General features: G+C 72.8%; 16 protein-coding genes. 13 read left to right on the forward strand and 3 right to left on the reverse strand.

Going from position 1 to position 16,773, the window contains the following annotated elements:
• Positions 1–185: 185 nt before the first annotated feature.
• Positions 186–464 carry a hypothetical protein gene (locus tag ACIBTU_RS16940; RefSeq protein WP_188339306.1) on the reverse strand — a complete coding sequence of 93 codons (279 nt, stop codon included), beginning with the start codon at positions 462–464 and terminating at the stop codon, positions 186–188.
• A 124-nt stretch (positions 465–588) separates the two neighbouring features.
• Between ACIBTU_RS16940 and ACIBTU_RS16945 the strand changes: the two genes are divergently transcribed.
• From ACIBTU_RS16945 to ACIBTU_RS16975, 7 genes are all read left to right on the forward strand, one after another.
• Positions 589–954 (forward strand): arsenate reductase family protein, encoded by a 366-nt coding sequence (locus ACIBTU_RS16945; RefSeq protein ID WP_399126960.1) that lies wholly within the window; start codon positions 589–591, stop codon positions 952–954.
• 148 nt (positions 955–1,102) lie between these two features.
• Positions 1,103–2,134 (forward strand): glutamine synthetase, encoded by a 1,032-nt coding sequence (gene glnII, locus ACIBTU_RS16950; RefSeq protein ID WP_399126962.1) that lies wholly within the window; start codon positions 1,103–1,105, stop codon positions 2,132–2,134.
• 8 nt (positions 2,135–2,142) lie between these two features.
• Positions 2,143–2,340 carry a hypothetical protein gene (locus ACIBTU_RS16955; RefSeq protein WP_384623766.1) on the forward strand — a complete coding sequence of 66 codons (198 nt, stop codon included), beginning with the start codon at positions 2,143–2,145 and terminating at the stop codon, positions 2,338–2,340.
• A 99-nt stretch (positions 2,341–2,439) separates the two neighbouring features.
• A complete protein-coding gene (locus ACIBTU_RS16960; protein ID WP_399126964.1) occupies positions 2,440–3,012 on the forward strand; it encodes a winged helix-turn-helix domain-containing protein in 573 nt (190 codons plus the stop codon).
• 125 nt (positions 3,013–3,137) lie between these two features.
• The gene (locus ACIBTU_RS16965) at positions 3,138–4,403 is read left to right on the forward strand and encodes a sensor histidine kinase (protein WP_399126965.1); all 1,266 of its coding nucleotides are present in this window, start codon (positions 3,138–3,140) and stop codon (positions 4,401–4,403) included.
• Complete coding sequence (locus tag ACIBTU_RS16970) at positions 4,388–5,035, forward strand: LuxR C-terminal-related transcriptional regulator (protein ID WP_399126966.1); 648 nt, start codon at positions 4,388–4,390, stop codon at positions 5,033–5,035. The genes ACIBTU_RS16965 and ACIBTU_RS16970 overlap by 16 nt, the downstream gene beginning before the upstream one ends.
• 112 nt (positions 5,036–5,147) lie before the next feature.
• The gene (locus tag ACIBTU_RS16975) at positions 5,148–6,515 is read left to right on the forward strand and encodes a DUF1996 domain-containing protein (protein WP_399126968.1); all 1,368 of its coding nucleotides are present in this window, start codon (positions 5,148–5,150) and stop codon (positions 6,513–6,515) included.
• Positions 6,516–6,539: 24 nt separating this feature from the next.
• Here ACIBTU_RS16975 and ACIBTU_RS16980 read toward each other — a convergent pair whose 3' ends face one another.
• The gene (locus tag ACIBTU_RS16980; protein WP_399126969.1) at positions 6,540–6,956 is read right to left on the reverse strand and encodes a hypothetical protein; all 417 of its coding nucleotides are present in this window, start codon (positions 6,954–6,956) and stop codon (positions 6,540–6,542) included.
• Positions 6,957–7,084: 128 nt separating this feature from the next.
• On the opposite strand from ACIBTU_RS16980, the gene ACIBTU_RS16985 reads away from it, so the two are divergent.
• From ACIBTU_RS16985 to ACIBTU_RS17005, 5 genes are all read left to right on the forward strand, one after another.
• Entirely contained in the window at positions 7,085–10,192 is a 3,108-nt protein-coding gene (locus tag ACIBTU_RS16985; protein WP_399126970.1) for an alpha-N-acetylglucosaminidase, read from the forward strand.
• A 72-nt stretch (positions 10,193–10,264) separates the two neighbouring features.
• The gene (locus ACIBTU_RS16990; RefSeq protein WP_399127023.1) at positions 10,265–12,217 is read left to right on the forward strand and encodes a hypothetical protein; all 1,953 of its coding nucleotides are present in this window, start codon (positions 10,265–10,267) and stop codon (positions 12,215–12,217) included.
• Between the two features lie 106 nt (positions 12,218–12,323).
• Positions 12,324–13,205 carry a metal-dependent hydrolase gene (locus ACIBTU_RS16995; protein WP_399126972.1) on the forward strand — a complete coding sequence of 294 codons (882 nt, stop codon included), beginning with the start codon at positions 12,324–12,326 and terminating at the stop codon, positions 13,203–13,205.
• The gene (locus ACIBTU_RS17000; protein ID WP_399126974.1) at positions 13,202–14,278 is read left to right on the forward strand and encodes a PDR/VanB family oxidoreductase; all 1,077 of its coding nucleotides are present in this window, start codon (positions 13,202–13,204) and stop codon (positions 14,276–14,278) included. The genes ACIBTU_RS16995 and ACIBTU_RS17000 overlap by 4 nt, the downstream gene beginning before the upstream one ends.
• A 67-nt stretch (positions 14,279–14,345) precedes the next feature.
• Positions 14,346–15,038 (forward strand): TetR/AcrR family transcriptional regulator, encoded by a 693-nt coding sequence (locus ACIBTU_RS17005; RefSeq protein ID WP_399126976.1) that lies wholly within the window; start codon positions 14,346–14,348, stop codon positions 15,036–15,038.
• Positions 15,039–15,062: 24 nt separating this feature from the next.
• On the opposite strand, the gene ACIBTU_RS17010 is transcribed toward ACIBTU_RS17005, so the two are convergent.
• On the reverse strand, positions 15,063–15,413 hold the full coding sequence (locus tag ACIBTU_RS17010) for a 5-carboxymethyl-2-hydroxymuconate Delta-isomerase (protein ID WP_399126978.1): 351 nt from the start codon (positions 15,411–15,413) through the stop codon (positions 15,063–15,065).
• Between the two features lie 301 nt (positions 15,414–15,714).
• Between ACIBTU_RS17010 and ACIBTU_RS17015 the strand changes: the two genes are divergently transcribed.
• Positions 15,715–16,749, forward strand: coding sequence for a LacI family DNA-binding transcriptional regulator (locus ACIBTU_RS17015; protein ID WP_399126979.1), 1,035 nt, complete (start codon positions 15,715–15,717; stop codon positions 16,747–16,749).
• The last annotated feature ends 24 nt before the right edge of the window (positions 16,750–16,773 follow it).

The following is a 16,773-nucleotide window of genomic DNA, read 5'->3' on the forward strand; positions in this document are numbered from 1 at the left end:
CCCGCGCCCCTGAGATGCGCACTTCGTGCGCCATCTCAGGGGCGCTTCTCATCGGGGAAATGCGACCCGAAGGGTCTGCATTTCAGGGGCGCGGGGAACTGCGCGACCAGCCCCCACCGGAGCCGCACCCGAATACAAAGAACCGGCGCCGAGTCGGAACTCGGCGCCGGTTCAGGAGGCACGGATCAGCGGGCGTAGCGCATCAGCGTGCGGACCATGTGACAGGTCGTGTCGGACGGAGGCCGGATCCCGATGAGCTCGGCCGTCGCCCGGATCCTCCGGTTGTGGGCGTTCTGCGGAAGGTAGATGCCCGAGTCCAGCAGGGCGATCGCCAGACGCATGGCCTTGAGGCGGCGGTTGTGGGTGATGTACCAGTCACGAGGCCGCCCCGCGGGGAGCGGCCTCTTGGCGAGCGGTGCGTACGGCAGATCGAACAGCGGTGCGGCAGTGGCGGTCACAGGCATCCTCCTGTCGCGGAGTCGAGAGCCCCCGAAGCTCTCGAACACTGCTTCTATTCTACTGCCGACCACTGACAATAGCCGCTGGCCAGACGGCATTTGAGGACCGATTCGAAGCTAGGCTGGAGCCATGGAGATCTGGATCAACCCGGCCTGCTCGAAGTGCCGCAGCGCGCTCACCCTGCTCGACGCGGAGGGCGCCGACTACACCGTCCGCCGCTACCTGGAGGACGTCCCCGGCCCCGACGAGATCCGCGCCGTACTGGACCGGCTCGGTCTGGAGCCGTGGGACATCACCCGCACCGGGGAGGCCGACGCCAAGGAGCTCGGGCTCAAGGACTGGCCGAAGGAGGCCGGCAGCCGGGACCGCTGGATCGAGGCCCTCTCCGCGCACCCCAAGCTCATCCAGCGCCCGATCATCACCGCCGAGGACGGCACCGCGGTCGTGGCCCGCAGCGAGGAGGCCGTACGGGACGCCCTCAGCCGCGAGAAGTAGGCGCGCGGGAGGCACCCGGGAGCCAGTGGGAGGCGAGCGGGAGACACGGGGTCGGTAACACGGGGTTCACAAACGGGCAACGGACGGGAAATCGCCTGTTGACAGGCTGCGCAGCAGCAAGCGACCTGCTCCTCGAGGAAGTGGCCCCGTGACGTTCAAGGCTGAGTACATCTGGATCGACGGCACCGAGCCGACGGCGAAGCTTCGTTCCAAGACGAAGGTCATGGCCGGTACGCCGGGCGGCCTGGACTCGCTGCCGCTGTGGGGCTTCGACGGTTCGTCGACGAACCAGGCCGAGGGCCACGCCTCCGACCTCGTGCTCAAGCCGGTCGCCGTGTACCCGGACCCGATACGCGGCGGCGACGACGTCCTCGTCATGTGCGAGGTCCTGAACATCGACATGACGCCGCACGCCTCCAACACGCGTGCCGCGCTCGCCGAGATCGAGGAGCGCTTCGGCGCCCAGGAGCCGATCTTCGGCATCGAGCAGGAGTACACCTTCTTCGAGGGCGACCGCCCGCTCGGCTTCCCCGTCGGCGGCTTCCCGGCCGCGCAGGGCGGCTACTACTGCGGTGTCGGCACCGACGAGATCCACGGCCGTGACGTCGTCGAGGCCCACCTCGAGAACTGCCTGAAGGCCGGTCTCGGCATCTCCGGCATCAACGCCGAGGTCATGCCCGGCCAGTGGGAGTTCCAGGTCGGCCCGCTCGCCCCGCTGGAGGTCTCCGACCAGCTGTGGGTGGCCCGTTGGCTGCTGTACCGCACCGCCGAGGACTTCAAGGTCTCCGCGACCCTCGACCCGAAGCCGGTCAAGGGTGACTGGAACGGCGCGGGCGCGCACACCAACTTCTCCACCAAGGCGATGCGCGAGGGCTACGACGCGATCATCACCGCCTGCGAGTCCCTCGGCGAGGGCTCCAAGCCGATGGACCACGTCAAGCACTACGGCGCCGGCATCGACGACCGTCTGACCGGCCTGCACGAGACCGCCCCGTGGAACGAGTACTCGTACGGCGTCTCGAACCGCGGTGCCTCCGTGCGCATCCCGTGGCAGGTCGAGCGGGACGGCAAGGGCTACATCGAGGACCGCCGCCCGAACGCCAACGTCGACCCGTACGTCGTGACCCGGCTCCTCGTCGACACCTGCTGCGCCGCCCTGGAGAAGGCCGGCCAGGTCTGATTCCGGCCATGAGCAGCACCTGGGCGCCCGCTTCGTCTGCGGGCGCCCTCTTGTTCCCGTACTCCATCTGCTTCAATAAGGGCATGGCCGACTTCCAGAACACCCGCGCGCAAGGTCGTCACGACCTTGAGCCGTTCTGGCCTTCCCGCCAGCACCACGACTTCGACCGTGTGTGTTGCCGCGCGACGAACGCGCAGGCCCTCTAACGCCGTTCCCCGTCCCGCACGGGTCGCACGGCCTTCGGTCCGCGCGCATGACGTACGTCCTCTCCCAGACGGCCTCTCGCGCGAAAGAGTTGACCTTCCATGGCACACGCCCACCCGCTCTCTGTTGCCCACTCCCCCGCCCGGCACCGGCTGCGCGCCGTCGACCGGGACGAGGTCGCCCCGCCCGTCCCGCAGCTCGACGTCTCCGCGTTCCTGCCGCCGGGCGCCACCCTGCTGCCGGCCCCGCCGCACACGCTGCCCGCGCTGCCCGGCCGCCCGCCGATGATCGGCTACCTGGTGCTCGTCCCGGCCGATCAGCAGACGCTGCTGACCGCGCCCCCGGCCGAGCAGCCCGCGCCGCCGACCGCTGCCTCCGGTGACACGCTCATCACCATCGACGGCGGGGAGCGCACCGCCGCCGTCGACGGGCGCCCGCTCGATCTGACCTACCTGGAGTTCGAGCTGCTCGCCCACCTCGTCGCGCATCCGCACCGGGTGCACACCCGCGACCAGCTCGTCACCACCGTGTGGGGCTACGGGCACGTCGGCGACGGCCGCACCGTGGACGTCCACGTGGCCCGGCTGCGCCGCAAGCTGGGCGCCGAGCACCGCCGGACGATCCAGACGGTGCGCCGCGTCGGCTACAAGTACGCGCCGCCCGCCGGCCGCTGATCCGCACGGACCGGCCCGGGGTGTACCCAGCGACACCCCGGGCCGGGTGCCGTTCCCACTGACGCGGCGGCGCCGCGCCCGCGACACTGTGGGGGAACGGTCGGGCCGGTGGACGGAGCAGCGGGATGGGTACGAGGGCGCGGAGCGCCGTGGTGGCGGGACTGCGGGCGTTCGTCCTGGCCGTGGTCGGGTTCGCCGGGTCGGTCACCCTGTTCGTCCTGACCGTCCTGTCGCTGGCCTTCGTCGTGCTCGGCGTCGGCGCGCTGACCACCCCCTGGATCCTGGACCTCGTACGGCACTGGGCGAACTGGCGGCGGGCGGTCGCCGCCGAGTGGTGCGGTGTGCTGATCCCGGCGGCGTACCGGCCCCTTCCGGCCGATCTGCCCGGCGGGGTCCTCGGTCGGCTCACGCGCTGCCGGCTGCTGCTCGCGGACCCGGCGACCTGGCGGGACCTGCGCTGGCTGCCCGTCGACATGACCGCCGGATTCGTGACGGCGCTGCTCCCCGCCGCGCTCGTCCTCTATCCCGTCGAGGGGTACGCGCTCGCGGCCGGGCTGTGGCGGGTCTTCACCGACGGCACGCACATCGGCTGGTGGTACGCGTTCGTGCCGATCTCCGGGCAGGGCACCGCACTGCTCGCCGCGCTCCTCGCCACGGTGTTCCTCGGTGTCGCGCTCTTCGTGGCTCCGACGCTGCTCAAGGCGCACTTCCAGCTGGCCCGGGCGGTGCTCACGCCTGCCGACGGTGAACTCGCCGAGCGCGTGAGGGTGTTGACCGACACCCGCAAGGACGCGGTGGACACGTCGGCGGCCGAGCTGCGGCGCATCGAGCGGGATCTGCACGACGGGGCGCAGGCCCGGCTCGTCGCGATGGGCATGGACCTCGGCACGATCGAGGCGCTCATCGAGAAGGATCCCGAGAAGGCGAAGGAGATGGTGGCGCGGGCCCGCCGGTCCTCCGCCGACGCGCTCACCGAACTGCGTGACCTGGTGCGCGGCATCCACCCGCCGGTGCTCGCCGAGCGCGGACTCGGGGACGCCGTACGGGCCCTCGCGCTGCGCCTCCCGGTGACCACGGAGGTCGGGGTCGAGACGGCCGGGCGGGCGGACGCGCCCGTGGAATCGGCGGCGTACTTCGCGGTCAGCGAGGCGCTGGCGAACGTGGTCAAGCACGCGGGCGCGGACCGGGTCTGGGTCGACATCCGGCACGAGGACGGCCGGCTGCGGATCGCGGTCACCGACGACGGCAAGGGCGGTGCGGCGGTGGCGGAGGGCGGCGGACTGGCCGGGATCGAGCGCCGGCTCGGTACATTCGACGGTGTCCTCGCCGTCAGCTCCCCCGCGGGCGGTCCGACCATGGTGACCATGGAGATCCCTTGCGTGTTGTCCTAGCCGAAGACCTGTTCCTGCTGCGGGACGGCCTGGTGCGGATGCTGGAGGCGTTCGGCTTCGAGATCGCGGCCGCCGTCGAGAGCGGGCCCGAACTCACCAAGGCCCTGGCCGAGTTGGAGCCCGACGTCGCCGTCGTCGACGTACGGCTGCCGCCCTCGCACACGGACGAGGGCCTGCAGTGCGCGCTCGCGGCGCGCCGGGCGCGGCCCGGCCTGCCGGTCCTGGTGCTGTCGCAGCATGTGGAGCAGCTGTACGCGCGTGAGCTGCTTGCGGACGGGAACGGCGGGGTCGGCTATCTGCTGAAGGACCGGGTGTTCGACGCGGAGCAGTTCGTCGACGCGGTGCGCCGGGTGGCGGCGGGCGGCACGGCGATGGACCCGACGGTGATCCAGCAGCTCCTGGCGCGGCGGGCCGTGGAGGAGCCGCTCGGCGGACTGACCCCGCGCGAGCTGGAGGTCCTGGAGCTGATGGCGCAGGGCCGGTCGAACGCGGCGATCGCGGGGCAGCTCGTGGTCACCGAGCGGGCCATCGCCAAGCACACCTCGAACATCTTCCTCAAGCTCGGCCTGCCCGTGTCCGACGACGACAACCGGCGGGTGCTGGCCGTGCTGCGGTACCTCGACAGTCGCTGAACGGCCTTGGGCACAAGGCTGGTTGAACGCAGGGGCCCCTTCTCGCGTACGTAGTCCCATGGGACGCACCTCAAGGACCTCAAGGAAAAGGCGCTCTTCGCTGGCGACGCGCATGACCGTCGCGTCGGCCGCGCTGCTCCTGGGCGGGGGTGGGCTGGCCGCGGTCAACGTGTACGCGTCGGCCCACGAAGAGGACCCGCAGGAGACGGAGCAGGTGGGCCAGGTGGTGGCCACGATCGACTGTCCGGACGTCGGCACCGCGCTGCCGGACGTGCCGGAGGCGGCACGTGGCGAGGTCGACGGTGAACTCGCCGCGCTCGACCGGCAGATCACCGAGGCCTATCAGCGGCTCGCGGACAACCAGGACGCGGCGGCGCGGGACCCGCAGTTCGTGGACAACAGCATTCTGGGCCCGCTCAAGGATCAGCGCACCGCCGTGCTCGGCCGGATCGCCGAGGACATCCGGCGGGAGGGCGGACAGCCGCCGGACGGGCTGGACGCGATGGCCGCGTGCACGGGGCGGGCGTCGGACCAGCCGAGCCGGCCGGATCAGCCCGATCAGCCCGGTGACGACAACGACGGGAGCACGGGCAACGGGCCCGACGCGAGCGACTTCGTCGCGATCGAGTCCGTGCAGCCGAACGTGCAGACCCCGCGCAACCGCCGCGGCGCCTCCCGCGGCAGCTTCACCACCAAGTGCGGCCGCAACGAGAACGGCAAGTTCAACCCGGACAACGTGATCGTCGCGCCCGGGGTGAGCAACGGCGCCCACCACATGCACGACTACGTCGGCAACCAGGCCACCGACGCGTTCTCGAGCGACGACGACCTCGCGGCCGGCGACACCAGCTGCCGCAACCAGGGCGACCGGTCGACGTACTACTGGCCGGTGCTGCGGCTGCAGAACGGCGAGGACGAGAACGACGTGGGCGCGGACGGCGGCGGCAAGGACCAGAACGTGGGCGAGATCCAGACGCCCGCGTCGGTGACGCTGAAGTTCGACGGGAATCCGGTCTCCAAGGTCGTGCCGATGCCGCGCTTCCTGCGGATCATCACCGGCGACGCGAAGGCCTTCACCAACGGCGACGCGAACGCCAACGCCTCGTGGAGCTGCACGGGCTTCGAGGACCGGCAGCTGAAGGACAAGTACCCGATCTGCCCCGACGGTTCGCAGGTAGTGCGCAGCTTCCGCTTCCAGAGCTGCTGGGACGGCGTGAACGCGGACAGCGCCAATCACCGTACGCACGTGGCGTTCGAGGACCCGCGCACCGGCGCGTGCCCCGAGGGGTTCAAGGCGATCCCGCAGCTCGTGCAGCGGATCGTGTACGACGTGCCGCCGGGGCCCGGCTTCGCGGTCGACTCGTTCCCCGAGCAGCTGCACAAGCCGGTGACGGACCACGGCGACTTCATCAACGTGTTCGACGAGCGGCTGATGCGGCGGGTGGCCGCCTGCATCAACCGGGGTGACCGCTGCCGGTGACGCAGCATCGCCGGTGACGCCGTGTCAATGGTGGCCGTGGTGCGCGGAGGAGCGCTCCACGGTCCCGCCGAGCCGGTCCCGCAGCGCGGTCACCACCCGCTCGGGGCCGGCCGCGACCCAGCGGCGGCCGACGAGATAGGTGCCGCCGTAGTCGTCGGCGGCGTCCAGCCACTCGGCGCGGCCGCGGTCGGTGGCGAAGGTGGCGAGGACGTAACGGGCCTTTCCGGTACCGCAGTTGGCCTGACGCAGGTCCGCCGCATCGGTCTGCACCTCGGGGGTGCAGCCGGCGCGGCGGGCGAGCTGTTCGAGGGTGCCGGTGGCCGTGCGGGGGGCCGGCGGCCGGTCCCGCTCCCCCGCCGTGCATCCGGCGACGGCGAGCGCCCCGGCGACCGCGATCCCCACCAGCCGCTTCCCGGACCCGAGCCCTGTCCTGAACCCCATCCCGCACTCCTGTTCCGTGACTCCCGCGGCTGCGACACGTTCCCGCCGACTCCGCGCGCACCGTTGAGCACCCGCGTGCCGCCGGTTAACGTGCGCCGCACCATCCGCGAAGCAGGGGGTTTCCACGCATGTCCGCACCGACGCGACGCACGGTTCTCGGCACGGCGGGTGCCATCGGGCTCGGCACGGCCCTGGGAGGTCTGGCCGTACCGGCGCCCGCACACGCCGCTCCGGCGCTTGATACGGACGCGGCGCGCTCCGCGCTCAACCGTCGGCTGCCGCATCACGCGGACCAGTTCCGGCTGAGACTGACGCCCGGTCAGGGCGACGGCGACCGCTTCCGGGTCTTCGGGGAGACGGGCCGTATCGAGGTGGAGGGGACGACCCCGGCCGTACTGCTGGCCGGGGTCCACTGGTATCTGAAGTACACGTGCGGGGCGCACATCGCGTGGAACGGCGACCAGCTGGACCTGCCGGACCGGCTGCCCGCGCCGGACGGGCCGTTGGAGCGGTCGACGGCGCTCCCCCACCGGTTCGCGCTGAACGACACGAACGACGGGTACACCGCGCCGTTCGCCGGGTGGGCGTACTGGGAGCGGATGATCGACGTCCTGGCGCTGCACGGCTGCAACGAGGTGCTGGTCGTCGCGGGCATGGAGGCCGTCTACCACCGGCTCCTCAAGGACTTCGGGTACAGCGACGCGGAGGCGCGGGCCTGGCTGCCGGCGCCCTCGCACCAGCCGTGGTGGCTGCTGCAGAACCTCTCCGGGTACGGCGGCCCGCTCTCGCCGGAGCTGATCGCGGAGCGCGCCGCGCTGGGCCGCAGGATCGCGGACCGGCTGCGCGAACTGGGGATGCGGCCGGTCCTGCCGGGCTACTACGGGCACGTGCCGAAGGGGTTCGTCGAGCGGAACGGCGGCGACGCGCACGTGGTGCCGCAGGGCGTGTGGCACGGCTTCGAGCGCCCGGACTGGCTGGATCCGCGCACGGACGCGTTCGCGCGGGTCGCCGGGTCCTTCTACGGGCACCAGCGGGACGTGTTCGGCACGGTCGACGCGTTCAAGATGGACCTGCTGCACGAGGGCGGCACGGCCGGTGACGTGCCGGTCGGGGACGCGGCGCGGGGCGTCGAGCGGGCGTTGCAGAAGAACCGGCCGGGGGCCGTCTGGGTGATCCTCGGCTGGGAGGCGAATCCGCTCCCCTCGCTCCTGGACGCCGTGGACAAGCGGCGGATGCTGATCGTCGACGGGGTCTCGGACCGGTTCACGTCGGTGACGGACCGGGAGGAGGACTGGGGCGGCACCCCGTACACGTTCGGCACGATCCCCAACTTCGGCGGGCGGACGACGATCGGGGCCCGCGCGCACATCTGGAACGAGAAGTTCTTCGCCTGGCGCGACAAGCCGGGCAGCGCGCTCACGGGCACGGCGTACATGCCGGAGGGCACGGACCGCGATCCGGCCGCGTTCGAGCTGTGGTCCGAACTGGCGTGGGCCGAGGGCCCGTTGGACCTTCCGGCCTGGTTCGACGGGTACGCGGACTTCCGGTACGGGAAGGACGACAAGGACGCCCGCGCCGCGTGGCGGGCGCTGCAGGAGACGGCGTACCGGCACACCGCGCGCGAGCGGTCCGACCCGCACGACTCGCTGTTCGCGGCGCGCCCGGACCTGGCGGCGGACAGTGCCGCCTACTACGCGCCGAACGCCCTCTCCTACGATCCGGCCCGCTTCGACGCCGCGCTCGCCGGGCTCCTGGGCGTGGCGGGGAGTCTGCGGGGCAGCGCCGCCTACCGCTACGACCTGGTGGACGTGGCCCGGCAGGCGCTCGCGCACCGCAGCCGACAGTTGCTGCCGCAGCTGAGGGCGGCGTACGGGGCGAAGGATGCGGCCACGTTCAAGGCGCTGTCGACCCTGTGGCTGAAGCTGATGCGGCTCTCGGACGATGTGACGGGCACCGATCCGGCGTTCCTGCTGGGCCCGTGGATCCAGGACGCGCGCACGATGGCGACGAGCGAGGCGGAGCGGGCCGAGTTCGAGCGGTGCGCGAAGGTGCTGATCACGGTGTGGGGCGACCGGGCCACCTCCGACCCGGGGCATCTGCACGAGTACGCGAACCGTGAATGGCAGGGCCTGACCGCCGACTTCTATCTGCCGCGCTGGCAGAAGTGGCTGGATTCGCTCCAGGACGCGCTGGCGAGCGGCGAGGCCCCGGCGGCGGTCGACTGGTTCGCGTTCGAGGAGCCGTGGACGCGGGAGCGCAAGGACTATCCGCTGCGGCCGTACGGCGATGCGTACAAGACGGCCGACCGGGTGCGGGACGTGCTGGCGCGGGCCCCCTACCAGGGGACGCTGAAGGTGTCGGCGGACCCCGGCGCGTTCCCGCCGGGCGGGCACGCGCGCGTGGCGGCCACGTTCCGCAACGTCAACGGGCTGCGGGCGACGGACCGCGTCGACTTCACCCTGGCCGGCCTCGACGCCGAACCGGAGGGCGCCCCGTCCCTGGAGCGGGTCGAGCCGGCGGGCGAGGGCACGGTGGCGTGGCGGGCGAGCGCGCCGGGCACCCCGCTGGACCGGCCGCTGCGCCCGCTGCCCTACACGATCGACGTGGAGTACGGGCCGCTGGGCGAGGACCGGGTGACGTACGTGCACCGCGGCACGCTGTTCGAGGCGGGCCCGCTGGAGGCGGACTGGCGGACGTACTCCAACAACGCCGCTTTGTTCGGCCAGTTGGGCGACCGGTTCGCGATCGACGGCGGTGGCGCGGACTTCTGGAAGGGCACGGCGGAGTTCGGGACGGCGTACCGGGCGTCGGAGTTCACGGACGGCTCGGCGGCCGAGCTGCGGGTGGACGCGCAGGCGGTGACGGGCGGCTGGGCGCGGTCCGGGATCGTCGTGCGCAACTCGCTCGCCACGCCCGGCGCTCTGGGCTTCCTGAACCTGTCGGTGACGCCGTCCAACGGCGTCGTGCTCTCCTACGACTCCAACGGCGACGGGACGCTGGACACGTACAAGCGGATCACCGGGATCAAGGCGCCGGTGCTGCTGCGGCTGTCCCGGTCGGGCGACTCGTACACCGGGGCGTGCTCGACGGACGGCGGGGCGACCTGGCGGACGGTGGCGACGGTGCCGGTGCCGGGCGCCGGGGCGGCACAGGACGTGGGCCTGTTCATGAGCGCGACGAACGGGGGCAACGGGACGCGCGGCACAGTGGAGTTCAGCGGCTGGAACTTGACGTAGATCACGCCGAGGAACACCGGGGCACGCCGAAGAATGCCGGGGAAACTGTGACCATCGCACGAGTCACTCGTTCTGCTGAACGTGCAGTCGCAGACGTCGCAGTCCAAGGTGCAGTCCCCGGCTCCGCCCCCGGGCGCGGCCTCCGTCGTCGATGTCGAGCAGGCCGAGGCCTGCCTCGTCGAGCACTATCCGCGGCTCGTGCGGCTCGCGTATCTGGTGCTGCCGCCGACGCTCGGCCGCAACCGCCGGGTGCTCACGGCCCACGCGGTGACGCAGCGCGCCCTGCCGCGGGGCCGTACGGGGACGGCGCCCCCGGCGATCCCGGCGCAGCGTGGCGGTGCCCGGCGCGCCGCCGATCCCGCGTACGCGTACGTGCGGGCGCGGGTGCTGCGGGCGGCACTGGACGCGGGGCGGCCGCTGCTGCGGGCGGCGTGGCCGCGCCGGGCCCAACTGCCGCCGCTGCTGCCGCAGGTGTGGGGCCTGCGACTGTTCCCGAAGTCGGGCGGCGCCGACGAACTGGCCCTGGACCAGCGGCTGTCGGCGCTGGCGGGCGCGGCCCGGGCCGCGTACGTGCTGCACGGACTGGAGCGGCTCGACGACGCGGCCGTGCGGTCCGTGCTCGCGGCGGCGGGCTGCGACGAGGAGGAGGTGACGGGCGCGCTCGCCGAGGCCGGCGGGCTGCGCGCGGAGGACGGCGCGGGCGCGGCGGCGCTGCTCGCGTCCCCCGAGTTCGACCCGTGCTCGCTGCACGCGCGGCCGCCGGACCTGATGCGGCGGCGTCAGCACGTGAAGGCGGTGGTCGCGGGGCTCGCGGCGGTCCTGGTGTGCGGCGCGCTGCTCGGGCTCCCGGGCGACAGCTGGGGTCCCGAGGGCGCGGCGGCGCCCTCGTACGCGCGCAATCCGGCAGCGCAGGCGGCGCTCGACCCGGGGAAGCTGACGCGGGTCGCGGCGACGGCGTGGCGGGGCTCTGCGCGGACGGACTTCTCGGTGTGGCCGGCGCGCGGGTCGCTGACCGGGGACCGGGAGCTGCTGCGCCGGGCGCTCGCGGTGTGGGCGCGGCCGGGCGGCACGGTCCAGGTGTCGGCGACGCCCGGCACCCCGGCGGGCGCGCCGCCCGGTCCGCCGCAGTTGCTGTACGCGGGGTCGGTGGACGGGGCGCGGGTCGTGCTGTTCCACGACGGGCTGCGTCTGGTGCGGTACGCGGAGCCGGAGCACGGGACGAGCGGCGCCGCGCTCGACTTCGCGCGGGTGGACGGGGCGGCGGGCCCGGAGTCCGGCGCGGTGATCGTCGACCGCACCGACGGCAACGTCCGCTATCTGACGGCCCCCTGGGTGACCGGCGCGGCCGTGCGCGACCTGCTGGCGCCGGACGCGGCGCCGCGCCGCCTGTCCCGGACGAAGGACGGGGTCACGGCCCCGTTCCCGAGCCCGGCCGTGTCGGCGTCCTGCACGGGGTGGAACGCGCTGGCGCTCACCGACGCCGACGGCACCCGGCTCGCCACCGACCTCGGCGAGCTGGTGCCCGCGCATCTGACGGCGGGGCGCCCGGACGCGCCCCGCGAGTCCCGGCCCGGCGACTGGTCGGCGACGGCCTGCTCGCTCGCCGCGGCCCGCTCGCACGGGGTCCGCGCCGTCAACACATGGGCGTACGCGCGTCAGCCGCTGCCCGAGGCGGGCGGCGAGGCCCGCTGGGTGTGCACCCGGGCCGAGACCTGGCGCGGCGGCGGCCCGCGCACGCTGGCCCTGTTCCGGGCGCCGGGGGTGGCCGGGGCGGTGGTGGCGGCCCGCTCGCAGAACGCTCCGGCGTGCGGCGGCCGGGATCCGCGGGTGCTGGCCGGGGTGCGCTGGAAGTCGCGGGCCGGCACCTGGTACCTGGTCGCGGCGGGCAGTCCGGGGGTGGGCTCGGTGACGGCGGCGGGTACGACGGGGAGCGGGCCGACGCTGGCGGTGCGGGTGTCGCGGGGCACGAAGGCGAGCCTGTCGGGGCGGACGCGGGAGGGGGCGCGGATCGACCCGCTGGGCTGATCCGCGACCGGCCCTCGGCTCCTGTGTGACACCTTGCTGACGATCACGTAAAGAAAGTCGGTTCCGGGGGCTGTCCAGGCGCTCTACCGCTCAGTACATTGACGTCATGTCTAATAAGCGCGTCACGCTGAAGGCACGCCAGGTGTCCTTCGCCTGGGACAAGACGCCCCTGCACTGGCTGCCGAACGACCCGTTCACCACGCACACCATCAATGTGCTGCATCTCCTGCTGCCCGCGGGTGAACGGTGGTTCGTGCACGTGTACAAGCAGGTGCTGCCCTTCATCCGTGACGACCGGCTGCGCGAGGACGTCATCGGCTTCATCGGCCAGGAGGCCATGCACGCGCAGGCCCACGACGAGGTGCTGCCGCACCTGCGCGACCTGGGCCTGGACCCGACGCCGTACACCGCGCAGGTGGACTGGTTCTTCGAGAAGCTGCTCGCCGACCGGACCCTGCCCCCGGGCAAGGCCCGCCAGTGGTGGCTGATGGAGCGGGTCGCACTGATCGCGGCGATCGAGCACTACACCGCGTTCCTCGGCAACTGGGTGCTGAACGCCGACGAGCTGGACCGGCGCGGCGCCGACCCGACGATGCTGGATCTGCTGCGCTGGCACGGCGCCGAGGAGGTCGAGCACCGCTCGGTGGCCTTCGAGCTGTTCATGCACCTCGACGGCAGCTACCGGCGCCGGGCCCGCACCTGGGCCACCGCGTTCGCCGCCCTGATGTTCATGTGGCAGCGCGGCGCGCGCTTCTTCATGGAGAACGACCCGACGCTCCTGGACGGCAAGGCCTCGTTCAAGGACTTCTACCTCGGCGGCAAGAAGGGCGTGCTGCCCTCGACGCCCGACATGCTGCGGTCCATACCGCGCTATCTGAGCCGCGACTACCACCCCGAGCAGGAGGGCGACACCGACCAGGCCGTCGCCTACCTCGCGTCCTCGCCCGCCGCCCGCGCCGCCGAGGCCCGCGAAGGAGCCGCCCGATGAAGGCCCGCACCCTGCGCAAGGCCGTCCTCGTCGCCGGCGCCGCGCTCGTCGTGCGGCGCGCCCTGCGCCGCCGCATCAAGGACTCCCCGCTGTGGCCGCTGCCGGCCCTGGAGGAGCCGACCTCCGGGCGTCCGCGCGCCCGCGCCCTGCGGCTGCTCGTCGCCGGGCACGAGCGGGTGGCCGACGGCGTCGTCCAGGTCCGCCTGGAAGGCCGGGACCTGCCAGCGTGGCAGCCCGGCGCCCACCTCGACCTGATCCTGCCGTCCGGACTGGTCCGCCAGTACTCGCTGTGCGGCGACCCCGAGGACACCTCCTCGTACACCGTCGCGACCCGGCTGATCCCGGCCGAGGAGGGCGGGCGGGGCGGCTCGCGCGAGGTGCACGAGCAGCTCGCCGCGGGCGCCGAGATCGAGATCCGCGGCCCGCGCAACCGCTTCCCGCTGGACACCGAGGCCCCCGCCCACCTCTTCGTCGCGGGCGGCATCGGCATCACGCCGATCCTGCCGATGCTGCGCGCCGTCGAGGCCCGCGGCACCGAGTGGCGGCTGCTCTACGCGGGCCGGACCCGGGCCTCCATGCCGTTCCTGGAGGACCTGCTCAAGCTCGACGGGCAGCGGGGGCGGGTCACCGTCGTCGCCGAGGACGAGGACGGGCGGCCCGACCTCGCGGCCGCGCTCGGGGCCACCGCGCCGGGCACCGCCGTGTACTGCTGCGGCCCCGAGGGTCTGATGGCGGCGGTCGAGGACCTGCTGCCCGAGGGCCGCGAACTCCACCTCGAACGCTTCGCCCCGCGCAATTCGGCCGACGGGAACGGGCCGTTCGAGGTCGAGCTGCGGCGCAGCGGCAAGGTCGTGCAGGTGGCGGCGGACACCACGGTGCTCGCGGCACTGCGCCCCGAGGTGCCGGGTCTGGCCTACTCGTGCGAGCAGGGTTTCTGCGGGACCTGCCAACAACGGGTGGTGGAGGGCGAGATCGACCACCGCGACGAGCTGCTCACGGACGCGGAGCGCGACGACGCGATGCTGATCTGTGTCTCCCGCTGCCGCGGCGAACGCCTCGTCCTCGATCTCTGAGGCGTGTGATCTCCGTGTGATCCCCGAGTGATCTCCACGGCGTGATCCGCTCGGTAGAGTGTTCGGTATGACTACCGGGGTGCGGCGCAGATTGGGAGTCGAGGAGCGGCGGCGGCAGTTGATCGAGGTCGCCCTCGACCTGTTCAGCAACCGCTCCCCCGACGAGGTCTCCATCGACGAGATAGCGGCCGCCGCGGGCATCTCGCGGCCGCTCGTCTACCACTACTTCCCGGGCAAACTCAGCCTGTACGAGGCCGCGTTGCAGCGGGCCGCGCAGGATCTCGCGGAGCGTTTCGAGGAGCCGCAGGACGGGCCGCTCGGGGCGCGGCTGCTGCGTGTGATGAGCCGCTTCTTCGACTTCGTGGACGAGCACGGGCCGGGTTTCTCGGCGCTGATGCGCGGCGGCCCGGCCGTGGGCTCGTCTACGACGAACGCGCTGATCGACTCCGTCCGGCAGGCCGCGTACGTCCAGATCCTGGCGCATCTGAAGGTGACCCGGCCGACCCCGCGCCTGGATCTCGTGGTCCGCTCGTGGGTCTCGCTCGCCGAGTCGACGGCGCTGATCTGGCTGGACGGGCGCCGCATCCCGCGCGAGGAGCTCCAGCGGCAACTGGTGCACGACTTCGCGGCGCTGGCCGCCGTGAGCGCCGCCTACGACGAGGAGATGGCGGCGCTGCTGCGCCGCATCCTCGCCGCCGAGCCGGCCGACGGGCCCTTCACGGACCTGGTCGAACGGCTCGCACTGCTGGCCCCCGCGTAGCCGCTGGGGGGCGACAAGAAACCCCTAGGCGATCGCGGAGCGGTACGTCGGCTCCAGGTCCCGCACCTCGGTCGACAGGTGGACACCGGCCGGGTCCTTGATGTGCGCGGGCAGCAGCCCGAGCACGGTCTCGGCGAGCGCCGCCTTGGCCTCTTCGGTGCGGCCCGCGAGCAGCGCGATCTCGACGTGCAGCACCGGCGCCGGCTCGGCCCCGTCGCCGACGATCGTCAGCGCGGCCTGCCGGAACGTCGTCTTGCAGGCCGGGATCCGGGCGGCGACGGTGTCGACGCAGGCCTGGTGGACCGCGGCGGTGAGCTCCGCCCGGGCCAGCCGGTCGTCGAGGGAGGCGGAATGGTCGACGGTGATCAGCGGCATGTTCTCGGCTCCGGGTGCGTGTTGTTCTGGGGCAGGTCGCGGCACAGCCTACGAGGGGTACGTGTGCGGCTGCGGGCCGGTGGGGGCTGGTCGCGCAGTTCCCCGCGCCCCTGAAAGGCTTGCGGCTTCGCCGCTGAGCCTTTCATCGATGAGGTGCGCCCGAAGGGCATGCACCTCAGGGGCGCGGGGAACTGCGCGGCCCGCCCCCACCGGGCGGGAGGTCGCGACCGTGGCATCAGGCGGCTCGGTGGGGCGTGACCGGCCCACAGACGAACGGCACACCGGGCGATAAAGTCGGCCCGTGACAGCGCGATTGGCCGACATAGCGGCACAGGCGGGGGTCAGTGAAGCGACGGTCAGCCGCGTACTCAACGGCAGACCGGGCGTCGCCGCGGCCACCCGCCAATCCGTACTCGCCGCCCTCGACGTCCTCGGATACGAACGCCCCGTGCGGCTCAAACAGCGCAGCGCGGGCCTGGTCGGCCTGATCACCCCGGAGCTGGAGAACCCCATCTTCCCGGCACTCGCCCAGGTCGTGGTGCAGGCCCTGACCCGGCAGGGGTTCACCCCCGTACTGGCAACGCAGACCCCGGGCGGCTCCACCGAGGACGAGCTGACCGAGATGCTCGTGGACCGTGGGGTCAGCGGCATCATCTACGTGTCCGGACTGCACGCCGACACGACGGCGGACACCCGGCGCTACGAGCGACTGCGCGGCCAGGGCGTCCCCTTCGTGCTCGTCGACGGCTTCTCCCCGTCCGTCGCGGCGCCGTTCATCTCCCCCGACGACCGGGCCGCGGCGTCGCTCGCCGTGACGCACCTGGTCTCGCTCGGCCACACCCGGATCGGCCTGGCCCTGGGCCCGAAGCGGTTCGTGCCGGTGCAGCGCAAGACCGAGGGGTTCGTCCGGGCGATGCGCGAGCGGCTCGGGCTGGCGCCGGAGGACGTCGAGCGGGACTTCGTCGAGCACTCCCTGTACAGGCTCGAGGGCGGTCAGGCGGCGGCCTCCGCGTTGCTCGACCGCGGCTGCACGGCGCTCGTCTGCGCCAGCGACATGATGGCACTGGGTGCCGTACGGGCGGTGCGGCAGCGCGGCCTCGACGTACCGCGGGACGTGTCGGTGGTCGGCTTCGACGACTCGCCGCTCATCGCGTTCACGGACCCGCCGCTGACCACGATCCGCAAGCCCGTGCATGCGATGGGTCAGGCCGCCGTCAACACGCTGCTCGAAGAAGTCGCCGGGACACCGGCCCCGCACAGCGAGTTCGTCTTCATGCCCGAGCTGGTGGTCAGGGGCTCCACCGCCTCGGCCCTTGGGGGTCCGGCTCGTTCCTGAGAAGTAGGGGGTGCGTTCCGGACC

Source organism: Streptomyces sp. NPDC050145 (genome assembly GCF_044460245.1).
Taxonomy (GTDB): domain Bacteria; phylum Actinomycetota; class Actinomycetes; order Streptomycetales; family Streptomycetaceae; genus Streptomyces.

What these genes read in the sequence shown, in the direction of transcription:
- ACIBTU_RS16940 (WP_188339306.1), bottom strand. Translation starts at nt 464, where the DNA reads ATGCCTGTGACCGCCACTGCCGCACCGCTGTTCGATCTGCCGTACGCA.
- ACIBTU_RS16975 (WP_399126968.1), top strand. Translation starts at nt 5,148, where the DNA reads ATGACCGTCGCGTCGGCCGCGCTGCTCCTGGGCGGGGGTGGGCTGGCC.
- ACIBTU_RS16965 (WP_399126965.1), top strand. Translation starts at nt 3,138, where the DNA reads ATGGGTACGAGGGCGCGGAGCGCCGTGGTGGCGGGACTGCGGGCGTTC.
- ACIBTU_RS16960 (WP_399126964.1), top strand. Translation starts at nt 2,440, where the DNA reads ATGGCACACGCCCACCCGCTCTCTGTTGCCCACTCCCCCGCCCGGCAC.
- ACIBTU_RS16955 (WP_384623766.1), top strand. Translation starts at nt 2,143, where the DNA reads ATGAGCAGCACCTGGGCGCCCGCTTCGTCTGCGGGCGCCCTCTTGTTC.
- ACIBTU_RS16995 (WP_399126972.1), top strand. Translation starts at nt 12,324, where the DNA reads ATGTCTAATAAGCGCGTCACGCTGAAGGCACGCCAGGTGTCCTTCGCC.
- ACIBTU_RS17000 (WP_399126974.1), top strand. Translation starts at nt 13,202, where the DNA reads ATGAAGGCCCGCACCCTGCGCAAGGCCGTCCTCGTCGCCGGCGCCGCG.
- ACIBTU_RS16945 (WP_399126960.1), top strand. Translation starts at nt 589, where the DNA reads ATGGAGATCTGGATCAACCCGGCCTGCTCGAAGTGCCGCAGCGCGCTC.
- ACIBTU_RS17005 (WP_399126976.1), top strand. Translation starts at nt 14,346, where the DNA reads ATGACTACCGGGGTGCGGCGCAGATTGGGAGTCGAGGAGCGGCGGCGG.
- ACIBTU_RS16980 (WP_399126969.1), bottom strand. Translation starts at nt 6,956, where the DNA reads ATGGGGTTCAGGACAGGGCTCGGGTCCGGGAAGCGGCTGGTGGGGATC.
- ACIBTU_RS16985 (WP_399126970.1), top strand. Translation starts at nt 7,085, where the DNA reads ATGTCCGCACCGACGCGACGCACGGTTCTCGGCACGGCGGGTGCCATC.
- ACIBTU_RS17010 (WP_399126978.1), bottom strand. Translation starts at nt 15,413, where the DNA reads ATGCCGCTGATCACCGTCGACCATTCCGCCTCCCTCGACGACCGGCTG.